25 protein-coding genes are annotated in these 25637 nt (G+C 67.6%); 12 read left to right on the top strand and 13 right to left on the bottom strand.

Annotation, left to right across the window (positions count from 1 at the left end; genetic code table 11):
• Positions 1-59: 59 nt before the first annotated feature.
• Positions 60-1853 (bottom strand): acyclic terpene utilization AtuA family protein, encoded by a 1794-nt coding sequence (locus ACYCAX_RS24100; protein ID WP_460248996.1) that lies wholly within the window; start codon positions 1851-1853, stop codon positions 60-62.
• 221 nt (positions 1854-2074) lie between these two features.
• On the opposite strand from ACYCAX_RS24100, the gene ACYCAX_RS24095 reads away from it, so the two are divergent.
• Positions 2075-2695 carry a TetR/AcrR family transcriptional regulator gene (locus ACYCAX_RS24095; protein ID WP_015477895.1) on the top strand — a complete coding sequence of 207 codons (621 nt, stop codon included), beginning with the start codon at positions 2075-2077 and terminating at the stop codon, positions 2693-2695.
• Between the two features lie 97 nt (positions 2696-2792).
• Here the strand turns inward: ACYCAX_RS24095 and ACYCAX_RS24090 are convergent, their stop codons facing one another.
• Both ACYCAX_RS24090 and ACYCAX_RS24085 read right to left on the bottom strand, forming a co-directional pair.
• Positions 2793-3557, bottom strand: coding sequence for a CPBP family intramembrane glutamic endopeptidase (locus ACYCAX_RS24090; protein ID WP_015477894.1), 765 nt, complete (start codon positions 3555-3557; stop codon positions 2793-2795).
• A 99-nt stretch (positions 3558-3656) separates the two neighbouring features.
• Positions 3657-3827 (bottom strand): DUF2897 family protein, encoded by a 171-nt coding sequence (locus tag ACYCAX_RS24085; RefSeq protein WP_015477893.1) that lies wholly within the window; start codon positions 3825-3827, stop codon positions 3657-3659.
• Between the two features lie 268 nt (positions 3828-4095).
• Here ACYCAX_RS24085 and pyrF point away from each other — a divergent pair, with 268 nt between their 5' ends.
• Positions 4096-4794 carry an orotidine-5'-phosphate decarboxylase gene (gene pyrF, locus ACYCAX_RS24080; protein ID WP_294973576.1) on the top strand — a complete coding sequence of 233 codons (699 nt, stop codon included), beginning with the start codon at positions 4096-4098 and terminating at the stop codon, positions 4792-4794.
• Positions 4795-4941: 147 nt separating this feature from the next.
• Here pyrF and ACYCAX_RS24075 read toward each other — a convergent pair whose 3' ends face one another.
• Positions 4942-5388, bottom strand: a complete 447-nt coding sequence (locus tag ACYCAX_RS24075) for a multidrug/biocide efflux PACE transporter (protein ID WP_294973574.1) — start codon at positions 5386-5388, stop codon at positions 4942-4944.
• Between the two features lie 139 nt (positions 5389-5527).
• On the opposite strand from ACYCAX_RS24075, the gene ACYCAX_RS24070 reads away from it, so the two are divergent.
• From ACYCAX_RS24070 to ACYCAX_RS24045, 6 genes are all read left to right on the top strand, one after another.
• Positions 5528-6388 carry a LysR family transcriptional regulator gene (locus ACYCAX_RS24070; protein WP_460248995.1) on the top strand — a complete coding sequence of 287 codons (861 nt, stop codon included), beginning with the start codon at positions 5528-5530 and terminating at the stop codon, positions 6386-6388.
• A gap of 112 nt (positions 6389-6500) precedes the next feature.
• Positions 6501-7418: an AAA family ATPase gene (locus ACYCAX_RS24065; protein WP_015477889.1), complete on the top strand. Its 918-nt coding sequence runs from the start codon at positions 6501-6503 to the stop codon at positions 7416-7418.
• A 9-nt stretch (positions 7419-7427) separates the two neighbouring features.
• Positions 7428-8381, top strand: a complete 954-nt coding sequence (locus ACYCAX_RS24060) for a DUF58 domain-containing protein (protein WP_460248994.1) — start codon at positions 7428-7430, stop codon at positions 8379-8381.
• Positions 8378-10366, top strand: a complete 1989-nt coding sequence (locus ACYCAX_RS24055; protein ID WP_460248993.1) for a transglutaminase TgpA family protein — start codon at positions 8378-8380, stop codon at positions 10364-10366. The genes ACYCAX_RS24060 and ACYCAX_RS24055 overlap by 4 nt, the downstream gene beginning before the upstream one ends.
• Positions 10367-10441: 75 nt before the next feature.
• On the top strand, positions 10442-11203 hold the full coding sequence (locus ACYCAX_RS24050) for a CHAD domain-containing protein (protein WP_015477886.1): 762 nt from the start codon (positions 10442-10444) through the stop codon (positions 11201-11203).
• Positions 11204-11321: 118 nt separating this feature from the next.
• The gene (locus ACYCAX_RS24045) at positions 11322-12122 is read left to right on the top strand and encodes an acyl-CoA thioesterase (RefSeq protein ID WP_015477885.1); all 801 of its coding nucleotides are present in this window, start codon (positions 11322-11324) and stop codon (positions 12120-12122) included.
• On the opposite strand, the gene ACYCAX_RS24040 is transcribed toward ACYCAX_RS24045, so the two are convergent.
• From ACYCAX_RS24040 to ACYCAX_RS24020, 5 genes are all read right to left on the bottom strand, one after another.
• A complete protein-coding gene (locus ACYCAX_RS24040) occupies positions 12119-13684 on the bottom strand; it encodes a GGDEF domain-containing protein (protein ID WP_294973566.1) in 1566 nt (521 codons plus the stop codon). The genes ACYCAX_RS24045 and ACYCAX_RS24040 overlap by 4 nt on opposite strands.
• A gap of 5 nt (positions 13685-13689) precedes the next feature.
• On the bottom strand, positions 13690-14094 hold the full coding sequence (locus ACYCAX_RS24035; protein ID WP_015477883.1) for a putative pterin-binding protein: 405 nt from the start codon (positions 14092-14094) through the stop codon (positions 13690-13692).
• A gap of 180 nt (positions 14095-14274) precedes the next feature.
• On the bottom strand, positions 14275-14634 hold the full coding sequence (locus ACYCAX_RS24030; RefSeq protein WP_460248992.1) for an Mpo1-like protein: 360 nt from the start codon (positions 14632-14634) through the stop codon (positions 14275-14277).
• Between the two features lie 113 nt (positions 14635-14747).
• Complete coding sequence (locus tag ACYCAX_RS24025; RefSeq protein WP_015477881.1) at positions 14748-16226, bottom strand: methyl-accepting chemotaxis protein; 1479 nt, start codon at positions 16224-16226, stop codon at positions 14748-14750.
• Between the two features lie 137 nt (positions 16227-16363).
• Positions 16364-17164, bottom strand: coding sequence for a TatD family hydrolase (locus ACYCAX_RS24020; RefSeq protein ID WP_460248991.1), 801 nt, complete (start codon positions 17162-17164; stop codon positions 16364-16366).
• Positions 17165-17389: 225 nt separating this feature from the next.
• On the opposite strand from ACYCAX_RS24020, the gene ACYCAX_RS24015 reads away from it, so the two are divergent.
• Both ACYCAX_RS24015 and ACYCAX_RS24010 read left to right on the top strand, forming a co-directional pair.
• On the top strand, positions 17390-18814 hold the full coding sequence (locus tag ACYCAX_RS24015) for an MltF family protein (RefSeq protein WP_015477879.1): 1425 nt from the start codon (positions 17390-17392) through the stop codon (positions 18812-18814).
• Positions 18815-18931: 117 nt separating this feature from the next.
• On the top strand, positions 18932-19366 hold the full coding sequence (locus ACYCAX_RS24010) for a DoxX family protein (protein ID WP_015477878.1): 435 nt from the start codon (positions 18932-18934) through the stop codon (positions 19364-19366).
• Between the two features lie 68 nt (positions 19367-19434).
• Here the strand turns inward: ACYCAX_RS24010 and ACYCAX_RS24005 are convergent, their stop codons facing one another.
• Complete coding sequence (locus tag ACYCAX_RS24005; protein WP_460248989.1) at positions 19435-20466, bottom strand: YeiH family protein; 1032 nt, start codon at positions 20464-20466, stop codon at positions 19435-19437.
• Between the two features lie 93 nt (positions 20467-20559).
• On the opposite strand from ACYCAX_RS24005, the gene ACYCAX_RS24000 reads away from it, so the two are divergent.
• Positions 20560-21444 (top strand): LysR family transcriptional regulator, encoded by an 885-nt coding sequence (locus ACYCAX_RS24000; RefSeq protein ID WP_460248988.1) that lies wholly within the window; start codon positions 20560-20562, stop codon positions 21442-21444.
• On the opposite strand, the gene thpR is transcribed toward ACYCAX_RS24000, so the two are convergent.
• Positions 21430-21948, bottom strand: coding sequence for an RNA 2',3'-cyclic phosphodiesterase (gene thpR, locus ACYCAX_RS23995; RefSeq protein ID WP_460248987.1), 519 nt, complete (start codon positions 21946-21948; stop codon positions 21430-21432). The genes ACYCAX_RS24000 and thpR overlap by 15 nt on opposite strands.
• A gap of 193 nt (positions 21949-22141) precedes the next feature.
• Here thpR and ACYCAX_RS23990 point away from each other — a divergent pair, with 193 nt between their 5' ends.
• Entirely contained in the window at positions 22142-22462 is a 321-nt protein-coding gene (locus ACYCAX_RS23990) for a hypothetical protein (protein WP_015477874.1), read from the top strand.
• A gap of 127 nt (positions 22463-22589) precedes the next feature.
• Here ACYCAX_RS23990 and greB read toward each other — a convergent pair whose 3' ends face one another.
• On the bottom strand, positions 22590-23087 hold the full coding sequence (greB, locus tag ACYCAX_RS23985) for a transcription elongation factor GreB (RefSeq protein ID WP_015477873.1): 498 nt from the start codon (positions 23085-23087) through the stop codon (positions 22590-22592).
• A gap of 41 nt (positions 23088-23128) precedes the next feature.
• Positions 23129-25630, bottom strand: coding sequence for an ABC transporter permease (locus tag ACYCAX_RS23980; protein ID WP_460248985.1), 2502 nt, complete (start codon positions 25628-25630; stop codon positions 23129-23131).
• Positions 25631-25637 lie beyond the last annotated feature (7 nt).

The following is a 25637-nucleotide window of genomic DNA, read 5'->3' as shown; positions in this document are numbered from 1 at the left end:
AGCGAGCTTGCTCGCGAACAGGCTTCGCTGAGGGGCTGGGTTCGCGAGCAAGCTCGCTCCTACAGGTTCAGTTCGTCGGCGATGTGCTGCGGCACCGCCACCGGGAATTCCAGCAGTTGCTGGGCGAAGGCCTTGCCCTGCGGATCGATGCGCAGGCTGGCGACGCCGCCGCCGCCCAGGGCGTTCTCCAGCAGGAAGTTCAGGCTGTGGCTGCCCGGCAGGTGCCAGCGGCTGACGCGGCCAACCTGCGGGTCGAGCACGTGCTGCATCCATTCGGCCACCGCGCCTTCGCTCAGCGCCTCGGCGATCCACGGCAGGTACTCGGGCTTGCGCGCCATCACGCCGATGTTGCTGTGATTGCCCTTGTCGCCGGAGCGCGCCACGGCCAGCTTCACCAGCGCCACGCTAGCCTGGGCCGGGCCTTTCATCGTGGCGACCGGGAGGTCATCGCCCAGCGCTGCCGGGTCGAAGCCATCGATCTTCGGCAGGACAACCGGCTGGCGCTGGCCATCGATCTCCACGGCCAGCTCGCAGGCGTCCTTGTCGATCAGGAAGGAGAACAGGCGGATCACCGGGTACACGGTGGGGCGGCCGCCGACGATGCCGGTCAGGCCCGGTGCCATGCCGGTGGCGGCCTGGGCGATCTCGCGGGAGAACAGCGCCAGGGCTTCCTTGCGGCTGTGGCGCACGGCGAGCTTTACCACGATCTCGCGGTTGTCCGAGCGGCGCCCGTGCGGGCCGTAGGTGGCCTCGCTGCCGAGCAGTTCGATGCTCACTTCGCGGTACGGGCCCCAGCCGCGTTCCATGAGGATTTCCTCGGTCTTGGCGATGATCGCCTGGCTGACCCGCTCGGCCTTCTTCACCGCGTCGATACCGGCGATCAGGCAACTGGCGGTGCAGCGGAAACCGTCCGGGTAGGTGGCGCTGACCTTGTATTGGCCGGTCGGCGGCAGGCCGCGCGCGCCGCTGATGGCCACGCGGTTGTCGCCCACCTGGGCGAGCTTGACCTGGGTGAAGTCGCAGACCACGTCGGGCAGCAGGTAGGCGCGCGGGTCGCCGATCTCGTAGAGCATCTGCTCGCCCACCGACAGCGGCGTCACCAGCCCGCCGGTGCCTTGCGGCTTGGTCACCACGAACTCGCCGCTGGCCTGCACTTCGACAAGCGGGAAGCCGATGTGCTCATAGTCCGGCACGCTTTCCCAGTCGGTGAAGTTGCCGCCGGTGCACTGCGCGCCGCATTCGATGATGTGCCCGGCCAGCGCGGCCTGGGCCAGCTTGTCGTAGTCGTTCCAGGCCCAGCCGAATTCGTGCACCAGGGCGGCGCTGACCACCGCGCTGTCCACCACGCGGCCGGTGATGACGATATCGGCACCGGCCTTAAGCGCTTCGACTATGCCGGAGGCGCCGAGGTAGGCGTTGACCGAGACGCACATCGGCGGCATCGGCGCGCCTGAGAACATCTCGCGGGTGCCGGCTTTGGCCAGTTCGCCCAGGCGCGGTTGCAGGTTGTCGCCGTGTACCACGGCGATCTTCAGCGCCACGCCGGCTTTCTCGCAGGCGACGGCCAGGGCGCTGGCGCAGGCCTGCGGGTTCACCCCGCCGGCATTGCTGATCACGCGGATCTTTTTCGCCGCGATGTCGCCCAGCAGGGGTGTCATCACTTCGACGAAATCGGTGGCGTAGCCTGCCTCGGGGTTCTTCAGACGCGCACCGGCCATGATCGACATGGTGATCTCGGCCAGGTAATCGAAGACCAGGTAGTCCATCTGGGCGCCGCGCACCAGTTGGGCGGCGGCGGTGGAGGTGTCGCCCCAGAAGGCGGAGGCGCAACCGATACGTACGGTTCTAGTCATTGTTCTGCCCGTGACGCTGAGTGATGGGTCGACATTACCAAGCAAGCGCTTGGTTGAAAAGCCCCGATCGAGCGACAACCCCAACCATTGGATGGCCAAGCGCTTGCTTGGTTGGTGCTCCCGGGCTTACATTTCGTCAGACAACACAAGCACTTGCAGGGCGTTCCCGTGAATCGCCGTGAACAGACGAGCCGGATGGGCCGAGAGAGGGGAGAGAAGGCGTGGATGACCGTAAAGCCCGCGAAGTGATGCTGGAGCTGGTCGGGACCGGGCAGATCACCGACCCGGAGAGCGCCCGCGGCAAGTTGTTGCACACGGCCGCGCACCTGTTCCGCAGCAAGGGCTACGAACGCACCACGGTGCGCGACCTGGCCAGCGCGGTGGGGATTCAGTCCGGCAGCATCTTTCATCACTTCAAGAGCAAGGACGAGATCCTGCGCTCGGTGATGGAGGAAACCATCCTCTACAACACCGCCCTGATGCGTGCCGCCCTGGCCGAGGCCACGACCCTGCGCGAACGCCTGCTGGCGCTGATCCGCTGCGAGTTGCAGTCGATCACCGGCGGCACCGGCGAGGCGATGGCGGTGCTGGTCTATGAATGGCGCTCGCTGTCGGAGGAAGGCCAGGCCTACATCCTCAGCCTGCGCGACATCTACGAGCAGATGTGGCTGGAAGTGCTGGAAGAGGCCCGCGCGGCCGGTTGCAGCCAGGGCGACCCCTTCATCCTGCGGCGTTTCCTCACCGGGGCGCTGTCCTGGTCGATCACCTGGTTCCGTCCCGAGGGCAGCCTGACTCTCGACGAACTGGCGGAGCAGGCGTTGCTGCTGGTGATGCGCGAGTAGGTTCCTGGTGTGGGAGCGAGCTTGCTCGCGAACCAACTCCGCTGCGGGGCTGGTGTGCGAGCAAGCTCGCTCCTACGAACAGCGGTCCGGTGCGGGATCAGAGAATCCGCAACGGATAACTGAACAGCAACAGGTGCAGGCAGTTCACTGCCGCATGCAGCAGCACCGCCACCAGCAGGCGGCCGCTGAAGTGGAAGGCCAGGCCATACCCCAGCCCCGCGATGCCCGCGACCACCGCGAACAGCGGGTTGATCGGCCAGTGCAGCATGCCGAACAGCAGGCTCGACGCGGCCACGCCGAAGACGGCGCCGAAGCGTCGCACCAGTTCGCTTTGCAGCAGGCCGCGGAAGAAGGCTTCCTCGGTCAGCGCGATCACGCAGACGTTGACCAGCATCCACAGCCAGAAGCCCGGCGGCCATTTCGGGTTCCATACCACCAGCCCGCAGGCCACGGCCACCAGCGGTACGGCGAACAGGGTGGTGACGATGGCGATGGCGGCGAAGTCCGGCGAATGCTTTTCCTCCGGCATCGGTGCGCGGCGCAGCCACCAGGCGAGCAGCGTCACGCCGACCAGGGCCTTGTCCCAGGACAGGCGCAGGGCATAGACGGGGGCATCCGGGCTGAGCTGGCGCACCGGCCAGAGTGTCCATGAGGTGGTGCCGGGCAGCAGGTGCGCGGCCAGGGCGACGCTGGCCATCAGGCACGCCAGCCACCAGAGCAGGCGCGGCATGTAATGTTCGCCGTAGAGCGTCCAGGTGACGTAGACGGCGCCGATCAGCAACCCCACCGGCTGGACATAGCCCAGCGCGAATCCGCAGAGCAACAACACGATTGGCAGCAGCGGCAGGAGTTTCCTGAGCATTCTTTCCTCCATCCAGGAGGCGCAGTCTAGGCAATTTCCACTACGGCCTGCCATCGTTGACGTCAGTTTTTGGCTGATCAGTCAGTGACTTGCAAAGGTTCAGCGTTTCTCTTCGGCGTCCTTGGCGTCCATTTCGGCATTGCGCTCATGGATGCGCCTGAGTTGCTCCTCGGTGAGCGGGAGCTTCTTCGCCGTATCGCGCAGCAGCATCAGCGCCCCGACAATCGAGCCCAGGGCGAGGGCCATGATCAACCAGGCATACCAGGGCATGATCCCGTCTCCGACAGTGGCAGTGGCCTTTAACGATACGCCGCGAGGGCGGAGTTGTCAGGCGCGCACAGCCCGAGCCGAAGGTCGCGCGCCGCGCCGAGGGGCCGTGTGAGCAGCGCGAGCGGGAGAGGGGCGGCGGCCTGCTGAGATGCTCGCTCGCCTGTGCGAGCGCCTGAGCCGGCAGGGCATTCCTGCCGGGCGGGCTACGGAAGTCGGCGCGTTTCTGCGACAATACGCGCCGATTTTTTCGCAACCTCCGAGAGAGCCCATGTCCGCCTGCCAGTCCCCGATCATCGTCGCCCTGGATTTCCCCACCCGCGAAGCCGCGCTGGCGCTGGCCGACCAGCTCGATCCGAAGCTGTGCCGGGTGAAGGTGGGCAAGGAGCTGTTCACCAGTTGCGCCGCCGGTATCGTCGAGACCCTGAACAGCCGCGGCTTCGAAGTCTTCCTCGACCTGAAGTTCCACGATATCCCCAACACCACCGCGATGGCCGTGCGCGCTGCCGCCGAGATGGGCGTATGGATGGTCAACGTGCACTGTTCCGGCGGCCTGCGCATGATGAGTGCCTGCCGTGAGACCCTCGAAGCCTTCAACGGCCCCAAGCCGCTGCTGATCGGCGTGACCGTGCTGACCAGCATGGAGCGCGAGGACCTGGCCGGCATCGGCCTGGACGTCGAGCCCCAGGAGCAGGTGCTGCGGCTTGCCAGTCTCGCCCAAAGGGCGGGCATGGACGGCCTGGTCTGCTCGGCCCAGGAAGCGCCGGCGCTGAAAGCCGCGCACCCGTCGCTGCAACTGGTCACCCCTGGCATCCGCCCGGCCGGCAGCGCCCAGGACGACCAGCGGCGCATCCTCACCCCGCGCCAGGCGCTGGACAACGGCTCCGACTACCTGGTGATCGGCCGCCCGATCAGCCAGGCCGCCGATCCGGCCAAGGCGCTGCGGGATATCGTCGCCAGCCTGGCCTGAATCTTTCTCCAGGCATGAAAAAGCCCGCGCATCAGCGCGGGCTTTTTCGTTTCTGGCGGCCCGCTTTTCGTAGGAGCGAGCTTGCTCGCGAACCGCCCCCGTAGCGAAGCTCGTTCGCGAGCAAGCTCGCTCCTACAACAACGGCAGTCAGCCATTGGCCTGTGCCATCTGCGCCCGACCAACCCAGCGCTCGCGCACCACGTCGTACACCCAGTTGAAGACGATGGCGTAGGGCAGGAAGAACAGGATCAGGCCGATATCCAGGATGAAGGCTTCCAGCAGGCTCACCGACAGCCACCAGGCGGCCAGCGGCACCAGCAGGAAGATCAGCCCCAGTTCGAACAGCGAGGCGTGCAGCACGCGCACTGGCAGGGTGCGGGTGAAGCCCATGCGCTGCTGGGCACGGTCGAAGCCGGCGTTGAACAGCATGTTCCACAGGGTGGCGATGGCCGAGAACATCAGGGTCATGGCGCCCATGTGGCCCAAGGGACGGTCCATCAGCCAGGCCAGGGTCGGCGCACAGATGGCGACCGCCAGCAGTTCGAAAAGGACGGCATGGAACATCCGCTCTTTCAGGGTTTTGTTCGGGCTCATGGGATTCTCCAGTAAACAATTCTCTAGACAGCGATTCTCTAGATAGCGACAGGGCCGACTCCGCCCGCATTATCATCGGTCGACCGGTTGGATATAAGTTGGATACCATCGGTTAAACCGATGGAAGAGGGCGCCACCGATGCAATACTCCCCCGAATCCCTGCAGGCCTTCGCCGAGGCGGCCTGCCTCGGCTCCTTCAGCGCCGCCGCGCGCAAACTGGGCAAGAGCCAGTCCACCGTCAGCGAAGCCATCGCCCGCCTGGAGATCGACCTGGGCCTGCCCCTGTTCGACCGTGGCACCCGCCAACCACAACTGACCGAGGCCGGCTACGCGCTGCTCGGGCGGGTGGAGGAGGTGCTGATGGCCAACGACCGTCTCGGCCAGCTCGCCCAGCAGCTCGCCGGCGGGCTGGAGTCGCGGGTGACGCTGGCGATGTCCGATACCTACCCCTCGGCGCAGTTCGAGGCGCGGCTGGCGGAGATCGATGCGCGCTACCCGGACCTGGAGTTCGAATGGCTGATCGCCGAGCACGGCGATGTGCTCGACCTGGTCGTCCAGGGGCGCGCCAGCCTGGGCCTGCTGGCGGCGCAGCGGGAGTATCCGCCGGACATCGGCTCGGCCACCCTGAGCGAACAGGCCGAGTTCGGCCTGTTCGTCAGCCGCGACCATCCGCTAGCCAGCCGTGAGCGAGTGGAGCAGGAGGACCTGCTGGCCTTCCGCGCCCTGCGCCTGAATACCTACCTGGACGATGCCGCGCCCTCGCTCGGCGGACGCTGCTGGAGCGCGCCGAACTACCTGCTGTTGCTGGACATGGCCGTGCTGGGTTTCGGCTGGATCGAATTGCCCCGTTGGATGGTGGGACGTTTCGCCAGCGGCCGTATGCATGAGCTGAAGGTCGCCGGTTGGCCGCGGCGGGTGGCGGTGGACGTGATCTGGTCGCGGCAGCGTCCGACCGGGCCGGCGGCCAGTTGGCTGGTGGATCGGCTGCTGGGGCGCTAGCGTCAGTGGAAGCAAGCGCTGGGTCACAGGAATCGGGACGAAATGTGTCCGGACCTATGACGGCTGGCGCGGGGCCAGTAGGATCGGAGTTTTCCTATAGCGAGAGGTCAGGATGCGCGCCAAGTTGGAGAGCTGTCTGAAGGCGGTGGATCAGGTTCTGCTGGGCAAGGAGGTGCAGGTGCGCCTGGCCCTGACCTGTCTGTTGGCGCGCGGCCATCTGCTGATCGAAGACCTTCCCGGCATGGGCAAGACCACCTTGAGCCATGCCCTGGCGCGGGTACTGGGGCTGAGCTTCCAGCGCATCCAGTTCACCTCCGACCTGCTGCCCGGCGATGTGCTGGGGACCTCGGTGTTCGACCGGGACACCGGGCAGTTCGTCTTCCATCCGGGGCCGATCTTCGCCGAACTGGTGCTGGCCGACGAGATCAACCGCGCCACCCCCAAGAGCCAGAGCGCGCTGCTGGAAGCGATGGAGGAGGGCCAGGTGACCATCGAGGGCGCGACCCGTCCGCTGCCCGAGCCGTTCTTCGTCATTGCCACGCAGAACCCGGTGACCCAGGGCGGCACCTTTGCCTTGCCGGAGTCCCAGTTGGATCGCTTCCTCATGCGCCTGTCGCTGGGCTACCCCGGCCGCGCGGCGGAGAAGGCGCTGTTGCTGGGCGAGGCGCGCCGTGACCTGCTGCCGCGCCTGGAGCCGATGCTCGACCCGAAGGAGCTGCTGGCGCTGCAGGGCGAGGTGCTGGAGGTGCGCGCCAGCGACGCGCTGGTGGATTACGTGCTGCGCCTGGTCGAGGCCACCCGCAGCCAGCCGGCGTTCGCCCTCGGCCTGTCGCCGCGCGGCAGCCTGGGACTGCTCGCCGCCGCGCGCGCCTGGGCGCTGCTGGCCGGTCGCGATTATGCGATCCCCGAGGATGTGCAGGCGGTGTTGCCGTCGGTGGCGGGGCACCGTCTGCGCGACCAGGCCGACCCCACCGGGCACGGCGGTGGCGCGCTGGTGCAGTGGTTGCTGCGCGAAGTACCGGCGCTCTGAGGGCTCGCCATGCTGGTCAAGGTCAGGCCGTTGTGGCAGAGCTGGATCGCCCGGCGGATTCCGCCGTCACCGACGCTGCAACTCAACCAGCGGCGCATTTTCATCGTCCCCACCCGCCAGGGCGCGGCCTTCGGCGTTGCGCTGACACTGATGCTGCTGACGGCGATCAACTACCAGAACAGCCTGGCCTACGGGCTGACCTTCCTGCTGCTGTCGCTGTTCATCGTCGCCATCCTGCACACCTACCGGAACCTGGGCGGCCTGCGCCTGACCGCACTGGGCGCGACGCCGGTATTCGTTGGCGAGCAGGTGGGCTTTGGTGTGCGGCTGGACGCGGAAGGGCGTGCACGCCAGGCCATCGGAATCGGCTGGACGGCGGAGCAGTTGCACTTCGCCGACGTGCCGGCCGAGGGTGCCGAGGCGCTGCGGCTGGACATACCGGCGCAGCGGCGCGGCTGGCTGCGCCCGGGGCGCCTGCGGGTGGAGAGCCGTTTTCCGCTCGGTCTGCTGGTGGCCTGGAGCTGGCTGGATCTGTATCAGGCCGGCCTGGTCTACCCGAACCCGCTCGCCAGCGATCTGCCGCTGGACAGCGGTGCGGCGGCCGCTGACGAGGACGGCGTGCGACCCAGCGGCCGGGGCGTCGATGACTTCCAGGGATTGCGTGCCTACCAACCCGGCGATTCGCGCCGGCGCCTGCACTGGAAGGCCTATTCCCGCGGCCAGGGGCTGCTGGTGAAGGATTTCTCCGCGTTGGCCGGACGCAATCTCTGGCTGGACTTCGCGCTGCTCGGCGGCGATCTCGAGGGCCGCCTGTCGCGCCTGTGCTACTGGGTGCTGCAACTGTCGCTGCGCCAGCAGCCGTTCGGCTTGCGCCTGCCGGGTGTGCAACTGCCGGTCGCCACCGGCGACGCGCATCGCGAGGCCTGCCTGCGGGCGCTGGCGCTGTTCGGGGAGCGTCCATGAGCACGGCGCAGTCCATTCCCCGGGTGGCGCTGACCTGGTTGCTGGTGGCCCAGGCGGTGGTGATCCTCCCGCACCTGGGGCACCTGCCGCTGTGGATCGTCGGCCTCTGGCTGGGCTGCGCGTTCTGGCGCATCCAGGTGTTCCGCATGCGCGCCAACTATCCCAGTGGCCTGGCCAAGCTGGCGCTGGTGGGGGCCGCCGGGCTGGGCGTGTGGTTGTCGCGCGGCTCGCTGATCGGCCTGGACGCCGGCGTGGTGCTGCTGATCGCCGCCTTCGTCATCAAGCTGGTGGAGCTCAAGACCCGACGCGACGCCTGGGTGCTGATCCTGCTGGGGTTCTTCGCGGTGGTGACCAGCTACCTGTTCCAGGATGACATCCTCGCCGCCGCCTTCAGCGTGTTGCCAGTGGCGGCGCTGCTGGCGGCACTGATCGGCCTGCAGCAGAGCAACTTCGCCGCCCGTCCCGGCTCGACCCTGCGCCTGGCCGGCGGCCTACTGCTGCAGGCGTTGCCGCTGATGCTCCTGTTGTTCGTGCTGTTCCCGCGCCTGGGGCCGCTGTGGTCGCTGCCGATGCCGGGCAGCAAGGCCAGCACGGGCCTGAGCGACTCGATGATGCCGGGCGACATGGTGGAACTCAGCCAGTCGCCCGAGCTGGCGTTCCGCGTCCGTTTCGAGGGGACGCCGCCGCCGCGCTCGCAGCTGTACTGGCGGGCGCTGACCCTGGAGAACTTCGACGGCGAGCGTTGGACCCAGGCCGGCCAGAACCCCGGGGCGCCGCCCCCGCAGTGGCAGCGACAGGGCGCGGCGCTGGAGTATCAGGTGGTCATGGAGCCGAGCGGGCACCGCTGGCTGTTCGTGCTCGACGTGGCACAGAACGAGCTGAACGATGCCCGGCTGATGCGCGATTTTCGCCTCCAGCGCCGTTCTCCGGTGCGCCAGAGCCTGCTCTACAACGCGACATCGTGGCCGGGCGCGCTGCTCGAACCCACGGACAACCGCCGCGCCCTCCGCCTCAACCTGAACCTGCCGGCCGCCGGCAACCCGCGTGCGCGGGCCTGGGCGCGGGTGTTGCACGAGCAGTACCGGCAACCTCGGGAACTGGTGCAGGCCATGCTGCGGCACTTCCGCGAACAGCCCTTCGCCTACACGCTCAAGCCGCCGGCGACCGGACCGCAGCGGATCGACGGCTTCCTCTTCGACACCCGCGCCGGTTTCTGCGAGCACTACGCCGGCGCCATGACCTTCGTCCTGCGCGCGGCGGGAATCCCCGCGCGGGTGGTGACGGGCTACCAGGGCGGCGAACTGAACCCGGCCGGCAACTACCTGCTGGTGCACCAGTTCGACGCCCATGCCTGGGTGGAGTACTGGCAGGCGGGCAGCGGCTGGACGCGGGTCGATCCAACCGGGGCGGTGTCGCCCGAGCGTATCGAGCAGGGCCTGGAGCAGGCGATGAGCGACGAGGGCAGTTTCCTCGCCGGCGATCCGTTCTCGCCGCTGCGTTACCGGGGCTTCAGCCTGCTCAACGGCCTGCGCCTGACCTGGGACCAGGTCAACTACGGTTGGCAGCGCTGGGTACTGGGCTATCAGGGCGAGCAGCAGGGCGACCTGATCCGCCGCTGGTTCGGCTCGCCCGACAGCCCCTGGCTGGCGCTGTTGACGGTGGGCGGCGGAGCCTCGCTGCTTGCCGCGCTGGCATTGTGGCTGTTCAAGCCCTGGCGGCGTCGGCGAGATGTCCAGCTGCGCAGTTTCGAGCGCTTCGAGCAGTTGCTGACGCCGCACGGCCTGCGCCGTGACGCGGGGGAGGGGCATCGCGAGTTCAGTGGCCGGGCGATGCGCGCGCTGCCCGCGCAGGCGGAGGCGATCCGCGCCTACAGCGAGGCGTTCGAGGCGCAGCGCTATGGCGGCGGCGCAGCCGATCCTTCGGTGCTGCGCGCGCACCTGGCGCGGTTGCGGCGCGAATTGCCGTGGCGCTGGCGCCGGCGTTGAGGCATGACGCCGGTCACTTGCCGGCGGCCGCACGCCAACTAACCTGATAGCTCATCCCACTGTGCGGAGCCTGCCGTGTCCTCCTTCAGCGACTATCTGGTGACTCATCTGATCGAGCAGGAGGTCGCGCTGTTTTCCGCCTCCGCCCGTCTGAGCGCCGGCTCCGACCCCGAAGCCCTGCATGACCTGCGCATCGCCGTGCGGCGCTTGCGCAGCCTGCTGCACCCGGTGCGCGGGATGCCGGGCATCGATGAGCTGGAAGAGTCGCTGGGCGACGTGGGCCGGCTGAGCGGGCCGCTGCGCGACCTGGAGGTGCTGTTGCCGGTCCTGCAGGCCGAAGGCTACGAGCAGGCTGCGGCGCTACGCCGTCCGGCCTTGCTGTCGGGCTACATCGCGCTGCTCGCCAGTCCGCAGTGGGATCGCCTGCTGATGCGCCTGGATGGCTGGCCGCAATTGTGGCGCACGGCGCAACGCCATGCCGTGCTGGGCGGCCTGCACGGCAAGGTGCGCAAGCGCCTGGCCAAGGAGTGGCAGAAGCTGCGGCTGGCGCTGAAGGACCCCGCGCACGACCGTCACCGCCTGCGCCTGCTGATCAAGCGGGTGCGCTATTCGCTGGAGGCCTATCCCGAGGAGTCGGCGGTGCCGCAGCGCCTGCTCGTACCGCTGAAGAATGCCCAGACGGCCCTGGGCGATTGGCACGACTACGAGCAGTGGCTGATCCGCAGCGAGCGCGAGCTGGACCTGATGCCGCTGCAGCCACACTGGAGTGCCCTCCACGACCTCGCCGAGCGCGATGCCGACGACAGCCTCGAGGTCCTGCAGAAAGCCCTGGGCTGACACCATAGAAGGCGTTGATGACGCGTCATTTTTTCTGGAGCGAACAGCGCTTTGGAGGGTGTGCGCATGCCGGCCTTCGGCCTAAGATCGCTGCCCGAACCCACACTGGAAGCGATCCATGACTTTCACCGAAATGCTTCAGGCGGTGCGCGCCGCACCGCGTTCCGTGGTGATCCCGACGACCTGGGCGCAGGGCCGGGCGAGCTTCGGCGGGCTGGTGGCCGCGGCGGCCTACGAGGCGATGCGCGCGGTGACCCAGGCGGGGCGGCCGGTCCGCTCGCTGGCGATCACCTTCGTCGGCCCGGTCGAGGTGGAAACACCGGTGAGCTTCGAGGCCGAGGCGTTGCGCGAGGGCAAGTCGGTGAGCCAGGTGTTCTGCCGCGCGGTGCAGAACGGCCAGGTGGTGGCGCTGGTACAGGGCAGTTTCGGCGAGTCGCGCAGCTCCAGCGTCGAGGTGGAGAATCTGCCGGCGCCCGGCTTCCAGGAGCCCGAGCATTGCCAGGAACTGCCGTTCATCCGCAAGCTGATGCCGGCCTTCACCCAGCACATCGCCATGCGCTGGGCGCGTGGGCACATGCCGTTCTCCTCCAGCCGCGAGGTCGAAATGGGCGGCTGGATGCGTTTTCGCGGTGACGGCGTGGGCGCTGCGTCGATGGAGGTGTCGCACCTGCTGGCGCTGATCGACGCCTGGCCGCCGGCGACGCTGCCGCACCTCAAGAGCCCGGCGCCGTCCAGTTCGCTGACCTGGACCATCGAGTTCATCCAGCCACAGCCGGACATGCCCGTCGACGGCTGGTGCCAGTACCGGGCGACCATCGAACACGCACGCGATGGCTATGGCCACATCGCCGCGCATTGCTGGGCGTCCGACGGCCGTCTGCTGGCGATCAGCCGGCAGACGGCGACCATCTTCGGCTAGCCCGGCGCCCGCTCGGTGCGGTTACGGCCGCTGGCCTTGGCGCGATAGAGGGCGCGGTCGGCGCGGGCCAGCAGGTCCTCCAGGCGCACCTCGCCGGGCAGGCGCTCGGCCACGCCGATGCTCAGGGTCAGGCGCAGCTCGCTGCCGTCCTGGTCATTGAAGGACAGTGCCTGCACGGCGCGGCGCAGCCGTTCGGCGACCCGCAGTGCCTGTTGCGGATCGGTTTCCGGGAGGATCGCAGCGAACTCCTCGCCGCCCAGCCGGCCGAGCAGATCGATCTCGCGCAGGCCGTGGTTCAACTCCCTGGCCACGGCCTTGAGCACCGTGTCGCCGAAGGCATGGCCGTGGTTGTCGTTGATCCGCTTGAAGTGGTCGATGTCGAACATCAGCGCCGAGCATTGGCGCTGATAGCGCTGGGCGGCTTTGAGCAGGCTGACGCCGCGTTTGACGAAGGCGTGGCGATTCTGCAGGCCGGTCAGCGGATCGGTGCTGGCGAGCAGGCGCAGTTCCTGTTCCAGCGCCTTGCGCTGCTGGATGTCGAAGCTCCACACCAGGGACGCGGGTTGCCCTTCGACGTTCAACTGGCGTGCCCAGACCACCGCCCAGTACGGCGGATCGCCGGCCAGCCGGGTTTCCCAGCCATCCAGCCGACCGAGCTCGCCGAGCGCCTGGCGGAAGCGGCTTTCTTCATCGGGGTCGTCGAACAGGCGGGCGAGGTTGAAGCTGTCGTCGTCCGCGCCGGTGCGTTGCAGCAGGCTCGGGCTGACGTAATGGGCGTGGCTGTCGTGGTCGTTGAGCAGCGCCACGTCGCTGGGGCTGGTGTCGAGGATGTAGCGCAGCAGCGCCTTGCGTTCGCTCAGTTCCTGGGTGCGCTGCTCCACGCGCTTTTCCAGGGACTGGTTGAGGTCGTTCAGGCGTTGGGTGAGCCGCCGCTTGCGCCGCGAGTTGGCGATGACCCGCCGGATCAGCAGCACGCAGCACAGGCCCAGGCCGACGAGTACCCAGGCGAGCAGGATGAAGGCGTGCTGCAGGTCCTGGCGCTCCTCGTCGAGCTGGTTGGTCAGGGCGATGTGGGTGGCGACGATGAGGTCGTGGGTGGGTTTGAGCAGCGCTGGCAGCCGGCCGAGCATCTCCTGGGCGATCGTCCGTGCCGCTGCGGGCTGGCCCCAGGGCGCGCGTCCGGCCCAGTCCGCGCTGAGCCGGTCGAGCTGCTCCAGCGTTTCGCGGGTTTCCGGCCGTGGTTCGGCAAGATGGCTGAAGACCGTTGAGGTCCGCAGTGGCGCCAGCAGGCTGACCAGGACTTCGATGCGGGTGGCCAGGGCGTCGCTGTCGCTGCGGCCATCCAGCACGGCCTGGGCGGTGTCCAGCGAGCGCTCCAGTTCGGCGCGCACCTGATACGCCTGCCACAGCTCGCCGTGCGCGTTGGGATGCGCCAATTGGCGGGCATGCTGGTTGACCAGCAGCAGGGCGGCGCAGGCGCCCAGGGCGAGCCCCGCGATCAGCACGCAGAGCACGATGAAGGTCAAGCGGCGCCAGCGACGCCCGGAAGGCTGAGGGGGCAAGGCGATCACTCCAGGGTAATGCGGTTGACCTGCCAGACGGTCCGGTTGAAATAAAGCTGGGTGCGCAACTCGGGGTGGCGTACCAGCGGATAGATGATGAACAGCGGGCCGCGCTCGCTGATGCCGATGTAACGGTCATCGCGGCGATAGGCGAGGATCGGCTCGTAGGCGTTCAGGTCGCTCAGGGGGATCAGCGCGGAGTAGTCGTTCAGGGCGTCGATGCGCAGGCGTTGGGATGTCTCAAGATGGGCCTCATCGAACAGCAGGCTCAGGGGAACGCCCTGCCAGTGGGAGATGTGGCTTTCCTCCGGGAGCATGGCGGCATAGGTGCGGTGGGACAGACGCTCCAGCGCCGGCAGGGACAGGTGCCGGGTCGCCTCGGGGTGGCTGGCGATTTCCAGTGTGAGCACCTTACGTTCGGCGGGGCGGGGAGTGTGCTGGCTCGCCGATACCTGGCTGCCAATAATCAGGCAGACTGAAAAGCCAAAAAAATGACGAAAAACCGACATCTCGACAGCTCGTGACGTAATTTCGACGATTATATCGGCGAATGCCCGGCTGTCTTGAATGGCCGAAATGCCGCGCCCCCGTCAGCGCTTGCGATTTCGCCAGGCGCGCCACCAGGCGCCGCTGAGCACGAAGCGGGGGAAGGTGATGAATTGCTCGGCGAGCAGCCGGCCGATGGCGTCCTGGCGATTCGCGAAAGGCTCCGGCGGCTGTTCCTCGAGCTTATGCCCGCGCCCCTGGATCGCCAGCGAAGCGACGATACCGATCACGCCCAGGGCGACGCCGCTCAGGTGCAGGCGCAGCAGTCTGCTGACCAGGATCACGCTGGCGAGGATGAACAGCGGCACGGCGAGGATGTGCAGCGCCAGGTTGGTGGGGTTGCGGTGGTTGGCGGCATAGCCCCGCCATTGCCAGGCGAGCAGGTTGGGATGACGTTTGGCCATGAGCGCGCTCCTGTACGAAGACGGACCCGCCGCGGGCGGCGGGCACCTGTTCGAAGTCTAGGTCCAGGCTGGGAAGCGGCGCCAATCGGCGCTGGCTATGCGGTCGATAGGGATTACAGGCGCAGTTGGCGGATCGCGCGGCTGAGTTCGCCGGCGAGGTCCGCCAGTTGATGGCTGGTGCCGGCCGAATCCACGGTCTGCTGCACGGTGAGCTCGGTGACGTCGCGGATGCCGACCACCGAGCGGGTCATCTCCTCGGCGACCTGGCTCTGCTGTTCGGCGGCCACGGCGATCTGCGTGTTGCTCTCGCGCATCAGCGCCACGGCCGAAGCGATGGCTGCCAGGGCCTCGCCGGCCTCGCGGGCTTCCTCGACGCAACCGTCGGCCTTGATCGAGCTCTCCTGCATGAACTCCACGGCGTCGCGGGTGCCGGATTGCAGGGCGTTGATCATCTGGGTGATCTCGTCGGTGGAGTCCTGCACGCGCTTGGCGAGGTTGCGCACCTCGTCGGCGACCACGGCGAAGCCGCGGCCCATCTCGCCGGCGCGGGCGGCCTCGATGGCGGCATTGAGGGCGAGCAGGTTGGTCTGTTCGGCGATGCCGTGGATCACGCTGACCACGCTGCTGATCTTGTGGCTGTCCTGGGCCAGTTGCTGGATCATCTCGGCGGTCTGCTGCACGCCCTGGGACAGCCCGGCGATGGACTGGCCGACGCGACCGACCACTTGCTGGCCGTTGCCGGCGAGGCGGTCGGCTTCCTGTGACTGGTCACGGGTGTCGGCGGCGTGCTGGGCGATGTGGTGCACGGTGGTGGACATCTCGTTGATGGCGGTGGCGGCCTGGTCGGTCTCGCTCTGCTGGCCGAGCATGCCCTGGCGCACCTGGCCCATGCTGGCAGCGAGGCTGCGAGCGCCTTCGTCGAGGCGGCCGGCGGCCTGGGCGACGGTACTGACGACCCGCTGGTAGCCCGCCTGCATGGCATTGAAGGCGGTGGCCATCTGACCGACTTCGTCGCGGCTTTCCAGCGGCACGCGGGCGGAGAGGTCGCCGCTCTTTTCCACGTGCAGCATCACGTCGCGCAGGGTCAGCAGGTGGGTCAGGATGAAGCGGATCAGCAACTGCGAGGCGGCGAGCAGCGCGAGCATCAGCACCAGCACGGCGACCGCGTAGGCCGGCGCGCGGTCCTCGAATACGCTCCAGAGGCTGGCGCCGGGTGCCAGCACGGCGACGCGCTGGCCGTCGTTCAGGTTCTGGACGTAGGCGCCGGCCAGCGGGCCGAGGCGGCTTTCGGCGCCTTGCAGGTCGACCCAGCCGTTGGCGCGGGCGAGGGCGGAGGCGTCCAGGCCGGGAACCTGCGGTGCGCTGCCGGCGGCGAAGCCCACCAGCGTTGCGCTGCCGGGCAGCGGCGTGGCGGCAGGCCAGTCCTGCAGCAGACGAGCCTGGGCTTCGGCGCCCTGGCGCGCCTGCTGGTTACGGGCATCGAGCTCCTGGTGCATGGCGAACAGCACCAGCAGCAGGGTGGTGAAAAAGGTGACCGCGTTTACGGCCCAGAATTTGTATTTGAGGGAAATGTCGCGGATCCAGGCGGCCATGATGGTCTTCTTGTCGGTCGAATGGTGGCAATGCGCCGCCATTGTCGTGAAAAGGATGAAGGCTGGCTACTGATGGGGATCAAGCCACCTTCCACACCGGGGTTAACGGCCGCTGGGCGGTAATCTTGAGAGCGGCATCACACCTTTGGAAGATCGAAGAAGCGCCGTGCGCAATCGGTGGTGTGGGCGGCCACCTGCTCGGGGCTTTCGCCGCGATGTTGGGCCACGCAGGCCAGCACTTCCGGCAGGTAGGCCGGTTCGTTGCGGCCGTGCTTGGGCTTGGGCCGCAGCGTGCGCGGCATGAGATAGGGCGCATCGCTTTCCAGCATCAGCCGGCCAACGGGGATTTCCCTGACCAGCTCCTGCAGGTGGGTGCCGCGGCGTTCGTCGCAGATCCAGCCGGTGATGCCGATGTGCAGGTCCAGGTCGAGGTAGCGGTAGAGCGCGCGGCGCTCGCCGGTGAAGCAATGCACCACGGCGGCGGGCAACGTGTCGCGGAAATCCTTGAGGATCGCCAGCAGGCGTTCGGCGGCGTCGCGTTCATGGATGAACACGGGCTTCTGCAACTCGACGGCCAGCGCCAGTTGTTCCTCGAAGGTTTTCTCTTGTTGCGGACGTGGCGAAAAGTCGCGATTGAAGTCCAGTCCGCACTCGCCGACGGCGCGCACCCGGTCTTCCTTCAACAGGCCGCGCAGGGTGCGGGCGCTGTCGCCGTTCCAGTGGCTGGCCTCGTGCGGGTGGACGCCCGCGGTGCAGTAAAGGCGCTGGTTTTCGTCCAGTCGCCGGCACAGCTCCAGGGCTTGCTCGCTGTCGTCCAGGCTGGTACCGGTGAGCACCAGTTGGGCGACTCCGGCGTCGAACGCGCGGGCGAGGAGAGCTTCACGTTCCGGCGCAAAGCTCGGGTGCGTGAGGTTGACGCCGATGTCGATCAGTTGCATGGTGCTTCCCTTGGTTCGGGCGAGCAGCATAGCAGAACCTCTGTTTTTCCATAAAAACCCTTGAAAACAGATAGTTGAAGCCACTTCTGAAAGTGCTTCCGGAATTTCGGGTTGGCATACGGCCCTTGCTATGAGACCCTCGCGCGCCCTCGGCGGCCGGGAACTTGTGGCCAACGCCGCGCTCTGATTGGGCCGGTGCCGTGTGCAACCCCCCTGGAGAGCTGGATGACGCGACTGTTGCTGCTGATGCTGTGCCTGGTGGCCCTGATGCCACTGCCGGCGACTGCACGCCTGACGACCCAGCCGGAAAACTGGGAGCAGGACAGTGGCAGCAGCCATGATCTTGCCTCCATCCGTTCCGGTGGCGTTCTCCGCGTCCTGGTCAACCAGAGTCGCAACAGCTCCGGGGAGATCAAGGGCGAGCCCATCGGCATTGAATATCGCCGCCTGCGCGCCTTCGAGCAGTACCTGAACGACTCGGCCGCGGGCCGCAAACCGCTCACCATCAAATTCATTCCCAAGGCCAAGGATCAACTGCTCGGCGCGCTGCAGCGTGGCGAGGGCGATCTGGTCGCCCCCGGCGAGATCCTGCTGGCCCGCGATGGGCAGAATGTCAGCGCCAGCCTGCCGTGGAAGCAGGACGTACCGCTGGTGCTGGTGACCAAGCAGGGCAACCGCCGCTTCGTACGGCTGGAGCAGCTCGCCGGCCGCACCATCACCCTGCCGGCCGGCAGCGCGGCCGGGGAGGCCATACAGCGGGTCAACGAGCGTCTGGCCCAGCGCCGGATGGCGCCGCTGGTGCTGGAATGGACCGACTCCTCGCTGGCTGTGGAAGACGTGCTGGAGATGGTCCAGGCCGGTATCTTCAACTACACCGTGGTCGAGCAGCCCATCGCCGAGCGCTGGGCCAAGGTCTTCACCAAGCTGCGCGTCGACCGGCACCTGGTGCTGGACAACACCGAAAGCATGACCTGGTACGTGCGCCGCGATGCGCCGATGCTGCGCGCCAGCGTCAACGGCTTCCTCAAGGAATACCGTCCGCCGGCGGACCAGGACAGCGCCTTCCGGCGTCTCTATCGGCGCGCCTACCAGGTGCGCAACCCGCTGGTGGCCACCGATCGCAAGCGTCTGGAAGCGGTGCGCCCGACCCTGCAACGCTACGCCGAGCAGAACAAGGTCGACTGGCTGGCCCTGGCCGCGGTGGCGTTCAAGGAATCCAACCTCAATGCCAGCGCGCGCGGGGCCGGTGGCGCGACCGGCCTGATGCAGATCACCCCGGCGGCGGCGCGTGCCGTGGGAGTGGGCTCCGTGCACCAGAAGGAAAGCAATGTGCAGGCCGCCAGCCGCTATGTGGCGATGCTGCGCAAGCGCTTCTTCTCCAGTCCGCGGATCAACGAGCGCGATCGCATGGCCTTCGTGCTGGCGGCGTACAACGCCGGCCCTGAGCGGATCCAGAGCCTGCGCGCGGAGGCGCGGCGGCAAGGGCTCGACCCGAACCGCTGGTTCTTCCAGGTCGAGCGGGTGGCGGCCGAGCAGCTGGGCATGGGCGTGGTGAACTATGTCAGCAGCGTCAACAAGTACTATCTTGCATATCAGCGTGAACGTGATGGCCTGGAGCCACGGGAGAGCGTGGCAACGATCAAAAAATGATTGATTATTTCGATTGATTAAAGGGAATTTTTGCGCTTTTTGTATCGAGATAATTGTCTATATTGATCCCCAAGCAACCACGGTTGCGGCCCACTCCCTTCTGCACAAGGACTCACCATGAACCCGCTGATCAAATCCATCCTGTCCACCAACGCCGGCGCAGGCATCGCTGTCCTGCGCATCACCACTGGCCTGACCTTCATGGCACACGGCTCGCAGAAGCTCTTCGGCGCCTTCGGCGGCCCGGGGCTGCAGGGCATGGCGGGATGGCTGGAGTCCCTGGGTGTGACCCCGGGCTACCTGATGGCTGTCCTGGCCGGCAGTGCGGAGTTCTTCGGTGGCCTTGCGCTGGTGCTGGGGCTGCTGGTGCGCCTGGCGAGCATTCCGCTGATCGTCGCCATGCTGGTGGCCGTGTTCAGCGTGCACCTGGTCAATGGCTTCTTCATCACCGCCAACGGTTTCGAATATGCCTTCACTCTGATCATGATCAGCGTCGCGTTGCTGATCAGCGGCGCCGGTCCGTTCTCCCTGGATCGCAAGCTGTCCAGCTGATCGCCGCTGGGAAATGCAAAAAAAGGGCGGACACCGATGGTGTCCGCCCTTTTTCCTTGCTCGCCGGATCAGTGGAAGAGGTACTGCACGCCGCCATTGATCAGGCCGCCGCCGACCAGCAGGAAGACGAACAGCCCAGCACCCAGCAGCAGCGGCTTGGGTCCTTCCTTGCGCAGGTCGCCCAGGCAGGTCGCCAGTCCCAGGGCGGCCATCGCCATGCCCAGCATCACGTCGTCCATCTGTTGCAGCGGCGCCAGCCAGCTGTGCGGAACCCAGCCCAGCGAACGCAGCCCGGTGACCAGCAGGAAGGCCACGGCGAAACCGGGAACGTGCAGCTTGCGGCGTTGGCCCGGCTCGGCGACTTCGCTGCTGCCGACGCGGCCAAGGATCAGCAGCGCCGGGGCCAGCAGCAGGACGCGCAGCATCTTGCTGATCAGCGCCGCGTCGGCGGCGGCCGGGTCCATAGCCCGTCCGGCGGCGACCACCTGGGCGACTTCATGGATGGTCGAGCCGCTGAACACGCCGAAGGCCTGATCGCTGCCGAACAGGTTGGGCAGCGCGGCATAGATCATCGGGTGCAACAGCATCGCCAGGGTGCCGAACAGCACCACGGTGGCCACGGCGACGGCGGTGTGCTCGGCGCGCGCCTTGAGCACCGGGCTGCTCGCCATCACCGCCGCGGCACCGCAGATGGCGCTGCCGGCGCCGATCAGCAGGGCGCTTTCGCGCGGCAGCTTGAGCCAGCGCTCGCCGATCCACCAGGCGACGGTCAGGGTGCTGGCGACCATCAGCACGTCGATGATCAGGACGGCCGGGCCGAGGGCGGCGATGTCCTGGAAGGTCAGGCGCAGGCCATAGAGCACGACGCCCAGACGCAGCAGTTGTTGGCGGGACAGGTCCACGCCGGGACGAATGCCGCCGAAGCGGGCGAGCCCGAGATTGCCCGCCAGCAGGCCGATCAGGATGGCCAGGGTCAGGCTGCCGAGGCCCAGGTGTTGCAGTGCGGGAATTTCCATCAGTTGGCGCGAGCCGAAAGCGATGGCGAGGCAGAGCAGGGCGCCGGGCAGGTAGTAGGGCAGGCGGCGTAGGGCGGCGTTCATGAAGGGCTCCTTGTGTAAGGTGTCGTCATGGTGCCGTGGCGCCACTTAGTGTAAAAACGGATTGTTCTTATTGAGTTGAACGGTTTTATCGATATGGCTCCTCGCATCACCCTTCGCCAGTTGGCGACCTTCACCGCGATTGCCGAACTGGGCAATGTCACCCAGGCGGCCACGCGCATCGCGCTCTCGCAGTCGGCGGCAAGCCAGGCGTTGCAGGAACTGGAACGGGCGCTGGGGACACGTCTGTTCGATCGCAGTGGCAAGCGCCTGGCGCTGAACGACAACGGTCGCGCCTTCTATCCGAAGGCCAGCGCGTTGCTGGCCCAGGGCGAGGAGCTGGAGAACCTGTTCGGGGGCACGCCGGTGCAGCTCAGCCTGGGGGCGAGCCGCAGCATCGGCGGCTACCTGTTGCCACAAGTGATGGCGGGCTTTCTCGCTGAGTTGCCGGACAGCCGGCTGCAATTGCAGGTGGCCAACAGCCGCGATGTGATCGAGGCGCTGGCCGAGTTTCGTCTGGACGTGGCCTTCATCGAGGCGCCGATCCAGCATCCGCAGATCCAGCTCACGCCCTGGACCGACGATGAGCTGCTGCTGGTGGCCGCGCCGGACCATCCGCTGGCGCTGGCGCGGCAGGTCAGCCTGGAGGACCTGGCGGCGGCACGCTGGGTCTTGCGCGAGTCCGGATCGGGCACCCGCGTCACGTTCGAGCAGCAGGTGCTGCCGCGCCTGGGTAGCCTGAACGCGCCGCTGGAAATCAGCAACGCCGAGGCGATCAAGCATCTGGTGGGCCGTGGGGCGGGGATCACCTGCCTGTCGCAGCGCGTGGTCCACGCGGAGCTGGCGCGGGGAGAGCTGGTGCGCCTGGACAATCCACTGGGGCCGCTGCGGCGCACCTTCTTCCGCGCGTTGCACATCGACAAATTCCCCACGGCGGCGTTGCGTCGCTTCCTCGACTACGCGCAGTCAGGGGTGGTCTAGCGGCCATTCGCCGAGAGGGCGATAGCGCACGCCCGTCGGGCTGTTTTCCGAGCTGTACAGGGTGATCGCGCGGGCCGGCCATTCGAAGGACGGTTGCGCGGGCGGCAGGGTGTGGGCGTGGCGCGCCAGGGTCAGGTGTGGATGGAACGGCCGCTGCTCGACCTCGAAGGCATTGGCCTGCAGCGCTTCGCGCAGGGCCTGCGCCAGCTCGTGGAGTTCGTCGGGCACCGTGCTTGGCGCCAGGTGCAGGATGCCGTTCCGCCAGCGGGCCAGGCGGTCCAGTTGCAGGGTGAACGTGCGGCGCGGCAGGCTCGCGCCGATGGCCAGCAGGTCCGCCTTGCGGCCACGGGGGATGGCGCCGAGGAAGGCCAGGGTCAGGTGCAGATTGGCCTGCGCGACGCCCTGGCCATCCAGGTGCAGGCCGGTGCGCCAGGTGCAGATCGCTTCCGCCAGCTCCGGTGGACAGGGCAGGGCGAAGAACAGCCGCAGCGGGGGTGTGCTCATTGTGTTTCCCTCGACAGAAGTCGCCTTGACAGTATCGCCGGGGCTTATCTAGGATGCCGAACAGCGCCGATTTAAGTAGCAACTTGCGGGGCGCGGATGCGGCGAAGCCGACATCGAAATACCGCTAAAGCGCTGGTTTCGGTGTGCCTCTCGCCGCGTCCAGCAGGACTCAAGAGGCGGAAGACTAGAGACCATGACCTGCCCCAACCCGCATGTGCGCCTGGCCCCCATCACCACCAGCCTGGTGCGTCGCAACCCGAAGATCCTCCTGGGCGGCAATCACCAGCCCACTCTCGTTCGTTATCTCGATGGCTGGCCCAAGCGCTGGAACGGTTCGCGTACGTTCCTGGTCCAGTTCGCCGAAACCGTCGCCGACATCGCCCGTTTCCCATCCGACCGCTTCGACTTCGCCGTGGTCCAGGCGCCCAGTGCCGGGCAGTTGGAGTCCACGGTTCGCGAACTCACCCGTGTCGCCCGGCAGGGGCTGATCACCCGGCGGCCGCAGCCGTTCTGATCCCGGTTTATTCCTGTAGAAGCGAGCTTGCTCGCGAACGGATTCACCGGCAGCGCCGGAGCCGAGGCGGGTTCGCGAGCAAGTTCGCTTCTGCAAGGGCATATCCCTTCATCGTGCCGATGATGGTTCAGGGATACTCGATCTCGATCACGAACCACATCTTTTCACCGGCCGGGCTGCGCACCATCACCTCGGCGTCCAGCTCCTTGCCCACCAGGGCGCGGGCGAGTGGCGAGTCGATGCTGATGTGATTGTTGCGCAGGTCGAGTTCGTCCGGGCCGACGATGCGATAGCGTGCCTGCTCCCCGTCCTCGTCCTCCAGTGTGACCCAGGCACCGAAGTAGACCTTGTTCGGGTCGGCCGGACGCTCGCTCACCACCTTGCAGTTCTCCAGGCGCTTGCGCAGGAAGCGCACGCGGCTGTCGATCTCCCGCAGCATCTTCTTGCCATAGGTGTACTCGGCGTTCTCCGAACGATCACCCTGGGCCGCCGCCTCGCTGACCGACTGGGTCACTTGCGGACGGCGCACGTTCCACAGTTCGTGCAGCTCGGCGCGCAGGCGCGCTTCGCCTTCGGGGGTGATCAGCGGGGTACCGGCGGGGCGGGGAGGGCGATAACGGCTCATGGCTTCCGAGGTGACAGGAATGATGACCGGAGTCTACCCGATCAGCCTTCGCGCAGCAGGCGCAACGGGCTCACGCTCAACGCCCGCCGCGTGCCGAGCAGCCCGGCGCCGCCCACCAGCAGTGCGCCCAGCACGGGCAGTGCGAGCAGCCAGGGATGCGGGCTCCACGGCAGCTCGAAGACCATCCGGTAGAGCAGGTAGCTGATCAGTTCGCAGCCCAGCGCCGCGAGCAGTCCGCTGACCGCCCCGAGCAGGGCGAACTCGCTGCGCCGGGTGCGCATCAGCAGTTGGCGTTCCGCGCCCAGGGCGCGGAGCAGGGCGCCCTGGCGCAGGCGTTCGTCGAGGGTGGCCTGCAGGCCGGCGAAGAGCACCACGAAGCCGGCGGCGAGGACGAACACCAGCACGTACTCCACCGCCAGCGTCACCTGGTCGAGGATGCTGCGCAACTGTGCGAGCAACGCATCCACCGGCAGCAGCGTGACGGTGGGGAAGGCGCGCGCCAGTTCGATCAGGTCGCGCTCCTGGCTGATCGGCAGGTAGAAGCTGGTCAGGTAGGTTACCGGCAGGTCGGTGAGGGTGCCGGGTTCGAAGACCATGAAGAAGTTCGGCTGGAAGTTGTCCCATTTCACCGAGCGCAGGCTGCGCACCTGTGCCTCGCGGGTCTGGCCGGCAACGCTGAAGCTCAGGCGGTCGCCGACGTTCAGGCCGAGGTTGCCGGCGAGTTTTTCCTCCACCGATACACCGGGGAGCCCGTTGTTCTCGCCCGCCTGCCACCACTGCCCGGCGACGATCTGATTGCCCGCCGGCAGGCGCGCCGACCAGGTCAGCCCGAGATCGCGCTGCAGGGCGCGTTCGCTGCGGACGTCCTCGTTCAGCGCATGGACCGGCTGGCCATTCACCGCCACCAGGCGGCCGGGCACCATCGGGTAGAGGTCTTCGGCATTGGGCGAGAGTTTCTTCACCCGCTGCTCGAAGCTGTCCTTCTCGGCGGGCAGGATGTTCAGCGCGAAGTGATTGGGTGCGTTCGCCGGCAGTTGTGCGTGCCAGGTGTCCAGCAGCTCGCCGCGCAGCAGCGCGATGAGCGCCATCGCCAGCAGGATCAGGCCGAAGGCCAGGCTCTGTCCGGCGGCCGCCAGCGGGTGGCGCAGCAGTTGTCCGAGGCCGAGGCGCCAGGACAGGCTGGCGCCCTGCAGCGCGCTGCGAAGTCCGCGCAGGGCGAGCAGCATGATGAAGCCGAGGATCACCGCGGCGATGGCGCCGCCGCCGAGCAGGGCGAGGGTGAGCTTCAGGTCCAGGCTCAGGCGCCACATGATCAGGCCCAAGGCGAGCAGCGCGCAGGCATAGGCCATCCAGGTACGCATGGGCACGGGCAGCAGGTCGCTGCGCAGTACCCGCAGCGGCGGCACGCGGCCGAGGGCGGCCAGCGGCGGCAGGGCGAAGCCGACGAGGGCGACGAAGCCGGTGGCCATGCCGGCCAGTGCGGGGAAGATTCCGGCTTCGGGGATCTGCGGCGGCAGCAGGTTGCCCAGCAGGTGCATCAGGCCAAGCTGGGCGAGCCAGCCGAGGAAGGCGCCGCAGAGGCTGGCGAGCAGTCCCAGCGTGAACAGTTGCGTGCCGTACAGCAGCAGGGCTTCCCGGTGCGACAGACCGAGGCAGCGCAGCAGCGCGCTGGCGTCGAAGCGGCGGCTGGCGAAGCGGTTGGCCGACAGCGCCACGGCGACGCCTGCGAGCAGCACGGCGGCGAGGCTGGCGAGGTTCAGGTAGCGTTCGGCGCGACCCAGGGCGTCGCCGATCTGCCGGTTGCCGTGGTGGGCGTCCTGCAGTTGCTGGTTGGCGGCGAGGCTGTTCTTCGTCGCCTGGCGATAAGCCTGCAGCGCCTCGGGCGGGCCGCCCCAGAGGTCGCGGTAGCGCACGCGGCTGCCGGGCTGCACCACGCCGGTGGCATCCAGGTCCTGCAGGTTCATCAGCACCCGTGGCGTCAGGCTGTAGAAGTCGCCGGCGCGATCCGGCTCGTAGGTCAACACGCGAGCGATGCGCAGGGGCGTGCGGCCGATGTCGACACTGTCGCCGACCTTCAGCTCGAGGCTTGCCAGCAGTCGCGATTCGACCCAGATTTCCCCCGGCTGCGGGCGGCCGCCTTCGATCTCGGGCTGCAGGGGTTCCGGCGCGCTCTTGAGTTCGCCGCGCAAGGGGTAGCTGTCGCCCACCGCCTTGACGCTGCTGAGCTGGATGCCCTGGTCGGTGGCCACCACGCTGGAAAACTCGACGCTGCGTGCGTGCTGCAGGCCGAGCCTGAGGCCGCTGTCGACCTGCTCGCCGGTGGCGGGCCGGGTGCCGCTGAGCACCAGGTCGGCGCCGAGAAATTCGGCGGCGCGCACCAGCATCGCGGCGTTCAGCCTGGCGCTGAAGTAGCCGATGGCGGAGCTGGCCGCCACGGCGACCAGCAGGGCGAAGAACAACACCCGCAACTCGCCGCTGCGCCCTTCGCGCCACAGTTGGCGCAGGGCGAGGCGGAACAGGTTGGGCAGCGACAGTGACTTCATCGGTTCT

It is taken from the genome of Pseudomonas sp. MT3 (assembly GCF_054720805.1).
This window is presented reverse-complemented; position numbering and strand designations above follow the sequence as displayed.

Bases quoted from the DNA above. Each gene is read 5' to 3' on its own strand.
- ACYCAX_RS24070 (WP_460248995.1), top strand. From the start codon at position 5,528: ATGCAATACTCCCCCGAATCCCTGCAGGCCTTCGCCGAGGCGGCCTGC.
- ACYCAX_RS24090 (WP_015477894.1), bottom strand. From the start codon at position 3,557: ATGCTCAGGAAACTCCTGCCGCTGCTGCCAATCGTGTTGTTGCTCTGC.
- ACYCAX_RS24055 (WP_460248993.1), top strand. From the start codon at position 8,378: ATGAGCACGGCGCAGTCCATTCCCCGGGTGGCGCTGACCTGGTTGCTG.
- ACYCAX_RS24065 (WP_015477889.1), top strand. From the start codon at position 6,501: ATGCGCGCCAAGTTGGAGAGCTGTCTGAAGGCGGTGGATCAGGTTCTG.
- greB (WP_015477873.1), bottom strand. From the start codon at position 23,087: ATGAGCCGTTATCGCCCTCCCCGCCCCGCCGGTACCCCGCTGATCACC.
- ACYCAX_RS24005 (WP_460248989.1), bottom strand. From the start codon at position 20,466: ATGAACGCCGCCCTACGCCGCCTGCCCTACTACCTGCCCGGCGCCCTG.
- ACYCAX_RS24045 (WP_015477885.1), top strand. From the start codon at position 11,322: ATGACTTTCACCGAAATGCTTCAGGCGGTGCGCGCCGCACCGCGTTCC.
- ACYCAX_RS24025 (WP_015477881.1), bottom strand. From the start codon at position 16,226: ATGGCCGCCTGGATCCGCGACATTTCCCTCAAATACAAATTCTGGGCC.
- ACYCAX_RS23980 (WP_460248985.1), bottom strand. From the start codon at position 25,630: ATGAAGTCACTGTCGCTGCCCAACCTGTTCCGCCTCGCCCTGCGCCAA.
- ACYCAX_RS24100 (WP_460248996.1), bottom strand. From the start codon at position 1,853: ATGACTAGAACCGTACGTATCGGTTGCGCCTCCGCCTTCTGGGGCGAC.
- ACYCAX_RS23990 (WP_015477874.1), top strand. From the start codon at position 22,142: ATGACCTGCCCCAACCCGCATGTGCGCCTGGCCCCCATCACCACCAGC.
- ACYCAX_RS24085 (WP_015477893.1), bottom strand. From the start codon at position 3,827: ATGCCCTGGTATGCCTGGTTGATCATGGCCCTCGCCCTGGGCTCGATT.
- ACYCAX_RS24060 (WP_460248994.1), top strand. From the start codon at position 7,428: ATGCTGGTCAAGGTCAGGCCGTTGTGGCAGAGCTGGATCGCCCGGCGG.
- ACYCAX_RS24020 (WP_460248991.1), bottom strand. From the start codon at position 17,164: ATGCAACTGATCGACATCGGCGTCAACCTCACGCACCCGAGCTTTGCG.
- ACYCAX_RS24075 (WP_294973574.1), bottom strand. From the start codon at position 5,388: ATGAGCCCGAACAAAACCCTGAAAGAGCGGATGTTCCATGCCGTCCTT.
- pyrF (WP_294973576.1), top strand. From the start codon at position 4,096: ATGTCCGCCTGCCAGTCCCCGATCATCGTCGCCCTGGATTTCCCCACC.
- ACYCAX_RS24015 (WP_015477879.1), top strand. From the start codon at position 17,390: ATGACGCGACTGTTGCTGCTGATGCTGTGCCTGGTGGCCCTGATGCCA.
- thpR (WP_460248987.1), bottom strand. From the start codon at position 21,948: ATGAGCACACCCCCGCTGCGGCTGTTCTTCGCCCTGCCCTGTCCACCG.
- ACYCAX_RS24030 (WP_460248992.1), bottom strand. From the start codon at position 14,634: ATGGCCAAACGTCATCCCAACCTGCTCGCCTGGCAATGGCGGGGCTAT.
- ACYCAX_RS24010 (WP_015477878.1), top strand. From the start codon at position 18,932: ATGAACCCGCTGATCAAATCCATCCTGTCCACCAACGCCGGCGCAGGC.
- ACYCAX_RS24000 (WP_460248988.1), top strand. From the start codon at position 20,560: ATGGCTCCTCGCATCACCCTTCGCCAGTTGGCGACCTTCACCGCGATT.